We start from the raw sequence: 1287 nt of genomic DNA, 5'->3' as shown, positions 1-1287 counted from the left end.
TGGAGCTAGAATAAAAAGTGGACACCCGTTAACGGACGGAAGGATAATAAGACTAACGGAGGTGTCCACATGGGAGAACAGCGGCAACGATATAACGAAGAATTCAAGAAACAAACGGTCAAATTCATTCAAGAGCAGACGAAGACACTTGGAGATTTGGCAGAAGAACTCAACATTCCAAAAAGTACGTTGCACCAATGGATGAGTAAGTATCGCGAACTAAAACATGAACCTGTTGCAAGCGTAGATCGAGTGAAGGAACTGGAGGCAGAGCTTCAAGAGATGCGCCGGTTGCTTCAAGAGAAAGAGCACACGCTTGCGGATACACAAGAAGAACTGGCGATTGTAAAAAAAGCAGTGCACATCTTCAGCAAACCAAAGAGCTAAGATTTCAGTTTGTGGAAGATCATCGCTCCGAGTTTTCTTTGGAGAAGATGTGCAGAACCTTTCAAGTATCACGGAGCGGATATTACAAATGGCGAATGGACCGAATCAGCAAGCGGCAGAACCGCAAAGACGAGGTCATGAAGCGTATTCGGTATCATTTTTACGACCACCAGATGCGGTGTGGAAGCCCTAAAATTACGTATCTGCTCCATTTAGAAGGGTTGCGAATCTCTTCCCGTACCGTCAGTATATACATGCGTCAAATGAATCTACGTTCTGTGGTCATGCCCAAATATCGCGTTCAGACGACGGATTCCAAACACGACCATCCCCTTGCGCCAAATACGCTGAATCAGCAATTTAAAACGTCCAAACCGAATACGGTATGGGTTACCGACATCACCTACATTCCTTGCCGAGGAGGTCGTCTATACCTCGCCAGCGTTCTGGATTTGTGCACACGTGAAATTGTAGGCTGGCGTCTATATAACCATATGGAAACCAGTTTGGTGATGGGTGCACTGGAGGAAGCTTATAAGGCCAAACGCCCTGCTCCAGGATTACTCCATCACTCGGATCGCGGCTCTCAATACACGTCAAAAGAATACGTGGAGCAACTAAAATCATACGGAATGGAATCAAGCATGAGCCGCCGAGGAAACTGTTATGATAACGCCTGTATTGAGTCATGGCACAGTATTTTAAAGAAGGAACTCATTTACTGCAACCCTCGTTTCAAGACGCCGGAAGAGGCTTATACTGCCATCTACCAGTACATTGAGTTCTATTACAACCGCAAGCGAATGCATGGCGCGCTAGGGTATCTTTCCCCTGCTCGTTTTGCGATGAAATTTACGGACAAATCCGCAGCGTAGTGTCTACTTTTTTGACATAGGTCCA

The 1287-nt window shown here is 46.1% G+C and carries 2 protein-coding genes; both read left to right on the top strand.

Annotated elements, in window-relative coordinates; genetic code table 11:
• Nucleotides 1-69: 69 nt before the first annotated feature.
• Complete coding sequence (locus tag PAEAM_RS24190) at nt 70-387, top strand: transposase (RefSeq protein ID WP_036673079.1); 318 nt, start codon at nt 70-72, stop codon at nt 385-387.
• Nucleotides 388-398: 11 nt separating this feature from the next.
• Complete coding sequence (locus PAEAM_RS24185; protein ID WP_100529271.1) at nt 399-1262, top strand: IS3 family transposase; 864 nt, start codon at nt 399-401, stop codon at nt 1260-1262.
• Nucleotides 1263-1287 lie beyond the last annotated feature (25 nt).

Source organism: Paenibacillus sp. GM1FR (assembly GCF_002803315.1).
In the GTDB taxonomy this organism is placed as follows: Bacteria; Bacillota; Bacilli; order Paenibacillales; family Paenibacillaceae; genus Paenibacillus; species Paenibacillus amylolyticus.
This window is presented reverse-complemented; position numbering and strand designations above follow the sequence as displayed.

What these genes read in the sequence shown, in the direction of transcription:
- PAEAM_RS24190 (WP_036673079.1), top strand. Translation starts at nt 70, where the DNA reads ATGGGAGAACAGCGGCAACGATATAACGAAGAATTCAAGAAACAAACG.